Below are 3,987 nucleotides of genomic sequence, written 5' to 3' on the forward strand. Positions count from 1 at the left end.
GGGGGGAACAGGCCGCCAGCGTGCTGGTGCAGGTGCGCCGCGACAAGCTGGCCGCCGAGGGCAAGCCGTTGAGCGAGCAGGAGGCGGAGGCCATCCGCGCGCCCGTGATCGCCCAGTATGAACGGCAGGGTCACCCCTACTACGCCAGCGCTCGGCTGTGGGATGATGGCGTCATAGATCCAGCCCAGAGCCGCACCGTACTGGCGCTGGCACTGGCCGCTTGTCAGGGGGCCGAGACAGGCCCGGAACAATACGGCATCTTCCGGATGTAAGGAGCTCGACATGTCCGATCCACTTTTCAGCGGCGCTCAGCAAGGATTTCGCCTGGAGCGTCACGGTCCGCTGGCCGAGCTGGTGCTCTCGCGCCCCGCCTGCCACAACGCCTTCGATGCCGAGCTCATGCTGGGGCTGCTCGATTGCCTCGACGATCTGGCCCATCGCCACGGCCACGCCGAGCGGCCCCATGCCCTCTTGCTGCGGGCAGAGGGCAAGCACTTTTGCGCTGGCGCCGATCTCAACTGGATGCGCAACCTGGCCCACGCCGATTTCGAGCACAACCGCGAAGACGCCCGGGTGCTGGCACGGCTGATGCACACCCTGGACGAGCTGCCCTTCCCCACTGTGGCGCTGGTGCAGGGCGCGGCCTATGGCGGCGCACTGGGCCTTGTCTGCGCCTGCGATCTGGTACTGGCGAGCGAGGATGCCCGCTTCTGCCTCTCCGAGGTGAGTCTGGGGCTGGTGCCTGCGGTGATCAGCCCCTATGTAGTACGTGCCATGGGCATGCGCCAGGCGCGCCGCTACATGCTGAGCGCCGAATCCTTCGATGCCATCACAGCCTGTCGGCTCAATGTGGCGCACCAGCTGGCCCAGCCGGGTCAGTTGCTGGCGCAAGGGCGCGCGCTCGCTCTGCGGCTGTGTCGCAACGGCCCGGAGGCGATGAAAGAGACCAAGCGGCTGCTGACCGCCATCGAGAGCCATGGCACTCGCCTGCATGAAGAGAAAACCGTCGAGACTATCGCCCGGGTACGGGTCGGGCTCGAAGCCCAGGAGGGCATGCAGGCCTTCTTCGACAAGCGCCCTCCCACCTGGCGCCCCCGTTTCAAGGATGAAGCATGACCCACGATCACCCCATCAAGCGCCTGCTGATTGCCAATAGAGGCGAAATTGCCGTGCGCATCATCAAGACAGCCCGGCGCCTTGGCATCCACACCATCGCCCTCTACTCGGACGCTGACGCCTGCGCCATGCATGTGCGGGAAGCCGACGAAGCCTGGCATCTGGGGGCAGCTCCCGCACGGGAGAGCTACCTCGATGCCGCCAAAGTGCTGCGCATCGCCCAGCAGGCCAAGGCCGATGCCATCCACCCGGGCTACGGTTTTCTGTCAGAGAACAGCGACTTTGCCACCGCCTGTGAACAACGTGGCCTGCGCTTTATCGGCCCCAGCGGCAGCGCCATCCTCGCCATGGGCGACAAATCGGGCGCCAAGGCGCTGATGCTGGCAGCCGGCGTGCCTGTGCTGCCCGGCTATCACGGCGTGGATCAACGCCCCGAGTGGCTGCGCGAGCAGGCCTTGCTGACTGGCTTCCCGCTGCTTATCAAGGCCGCCAGCGGCGGCGGTGGCAAGGGGATGCGCCGGGTCGATCAGATCGACGAATTCGACGAGGCGCTGGCGGCGGTCAAGCGCGAGGCGCTGGCCGCCTTCGGGGATGATCATGTGCTGCTTGAACGCTATCTGGCCCGCGCCCGCCACGTGGAGGTGCAGGTGTTTGCCGATAGCCTGGGCAACGCCATCTACCTGGGGGACAGGGACTGCTCCTTGCAGCGCCGCCACCAGAAGGTGATTGAAGAGGCCCCCGCGCCGAACATAGCGCCTGGCCTGCGCAGCGCCATGGGCGAGGCGGCCGTCGCCGCCGCCAGGGCCATCGACTATCGAGGTGCCGGCACCATCGAGTTTCTGCTGTGCGGGGATGAGTTCTTCTTCATGGAAATGAACACCCGCTTGCAGGTGGAACATCCGGTCACCGAGTGCATCACCGGTCAGGATCTGGTGGCCTGGCAGCTGACGGTGGCCGAAGGCAAGCCGCTGCCGCTCACCCAGGATAAGGTGGTGCTGCGCGGCCATGCGGTGGAGGCGCGCCTCTACGCCGAGGATGTAGAGGCCGGTTTCCTGCCCGCCAGCGGCCCCATCGCCTGGCTCAGTTGGCCCAAGGGTGTGCGCATCGATACCGGGGTCGCCGCCGGGGATGAGGTGAGCCCCTATTACGACCCCATGATTGCCAAGCTCATCGCCCACGGTCAGAGCCGAACCGAAGCGTTTGCCAAGCTGGCTGATGCGCTGGCGGCGCTGGCGCTCGGCCCTCTGGTGCACAACGGACCGCTGCTGCTGCACCTGTGTCAGGAACCGGACGTACTGGCCATGCGCCATCATACCCAGTGGCCCATTCCTACCGAGCCGCAAGCCATCCCGGAACTGGCCTGGCCGCTGGCCACCCTCTGGCTCGCCAGCCGCAGTGCCGATGCCACTCCCTGGCAGCAGGCCCGCGGCTTTCGCTTGGGGGCCAGCAGAAACTGGACGGCGGCGGTGCGCATCGGCGACGAGGCCCGGGTGCTGACCCTGTCCGGGCGCGCCGGCACGCTGTCGTGGCAGGGGAGCTCACTCCCCTGTGAACTGGGCACCGATCATCTCCGCCTGCAACACGCTGGGCGCTGGCAGCGCTACCCCGTCCAGGCACTGACCGCCACCGAATTCGTGTTACAGCTCGATGACCAGCGCATCCGCTTCTGCGCCGATGATCAACACCATCAGCCTCATCATGATCAGCACACCAGCGCCGCCCAGGGTGCAACGGCCCCCATGCACGGCATAGTCGTGGCGCTGCTGGTCGAGGCCGGCCAGCGCGTCAGCAAGGGCCAACCCCTGCTGGTGCTGGAGGCGATGAAGATGGAACACGTCTTGAAAGCCGACCGGGATGGGCTGATCGAGACCCTGCAATGCAAGCAAGGTGAACAGGTAAGTCAGGGGGCCATACTGGTGCGCTTTGCCGATGCCGTGGATCAACAAGAGAGCGGGTCATGAAGAGAGAATCCGGAATGCAGGATGACAAGGTGAGCCTAGTGGAGATGGGCCCGCGCGACGGCCTGCAAAACGAGGCCAGTTCCCTGCCGCTCGTCCAGCGGCTGGAGCTGATCGCGCGCCTGGCCGAAAGCGGCCTGCAGCGCATCGAGGTGGGGGCCTTCGTCTCACCCAAAAAAGTGCCGCAGATGGCGGACTCCGCCGCACTTTTCAAGGCCCTGCCGCGCAAGGGAGCGACCCGTTACGGCGCCCTGGTGCCCAACCTGCAGGGCTTGCAGGCGGCCATTGCCGCCCGGGTCGACGAGATTGGCCTCTTCACCGCCTGCTCCGATGGCTTTACCCGCGCCAATATCGGCATCGGCGTGGAGGAGTCTCTGGTCCGCTTCGCCCCCCTGGTGCAGGAGGCACGCCACCTCGGCATCAGGGTACGGGGTTATCTTTCCACCGTCATCGCTTGCCCCTTCGACGGCCCGACCCGTCCGAAACGGGTCGCGGCCATGGCCGAGCGGCTGCTGGATCTTGGCTGTCACGAGATCTCTTTGGGCGACACCATAGGGGTCGGCACCCCGGGCACGGTCGCGCCCATGCTGGATGCGGTGCTGCACGAGATCCCGGCGGGCCGGCTCGCGGTGCACTTTCACGACACCTATGGCCAGGGGCTGGCCAATCTGCTGCCAGCGCTGGAGCGCGGCATCCGCACCATCGACTGCTCGGTGGCCGGGCTGGGCGGTTGCCCCTATGCGCCGGGGGCCTCCGGCAACGTCGCCTCGGAGGAGGTGGTCTACCTGTTGCACGGGCTTGGCATGAGCACAGGGGTGAGTCTCGATAAATTGGCCGCCACCGGTCAGTGGGTGAGCGAGCAACTCGGTCGTCCCAACGGCTCCCGGGTCGGCCAGGCCCTGCACGCCCATGC

3 protein-coding genes and 1 pseudogene are annotated in these 3,987 nt (G+C 66.7%); all 4 read left to right on the forward strand.

Annotated features, from left to right (window positions below; translation table 11 throughout):
• Positions 1-272: pseudogene (locus AAC083_RS23240) on the forward strand (carboxyl transferase domain-containing protein); the annotation flags it as partial.
• Between the two features lie 10 nt (positions 273-282).
• Positions 283-1,116, forward strand: a complete 834-nt coding sequence (locus AAC083_RS16390; RefSeq protein WP_108537163.1) for an enoyl-CoA hydratase-related protein — start codon at positions 283-285, stop codon at positions 1,114-1,116.
• On the forward strand, positions 1,113-3,077 hold the full coding sequence (locus AAC083_RS16395; RefSeq protein WP_108537164.1) for an acetyl/propionyl/methylcrotonyl-CoA carboxylase subunit alpha: 1,965 nt from the start codon (positions 1,113-1,115) through the stop codon (positions 3,075-3,077). The genes AAC083_RS16390 and AAC083_RS16395 overlap by 4 nt, the downstream gene beginning before the upstream one ends.
• Before the next feature lie 14 nt (positions 3,078-3,091).
• A partial coding sequence (locus tag AAC083_RS16400) for a hydroxymethylglutaryl-CoA lyase (protein ID WP_108537165.1) occupies positions 3,092-3,987 on the forward strand: 896 nt, incomplete at its 3' end.

It is taken from the genome of Aeromonas sp. HMWF014 (genome assembly GCF_963878295.1).
Lineage (GTDB): Bacteria > Pseudomonadota > Gammaproteobacteria > Enterobacterales > Aeromonadaceae > Aeromonas > Aeromonas popoffii.

What these genes read in the sequence shown, in the direction of transcription:
- AAC083_RS16390 (WP_108537163.1), top strand. Translation starts at nt 283, where the DNA reads ATGTCCGATCCACTTTTCAGCGGCGCTCAGCAAGGATTTCGCCTGGAG.
- AAC083_RS16395 (WP_108537164.1), top strand. Translation starts at nt 1,113, where the DNA reads ATGACCCACGATCACCCCATCAAGCGCCTGCTGATTGCCAATAGAGGC.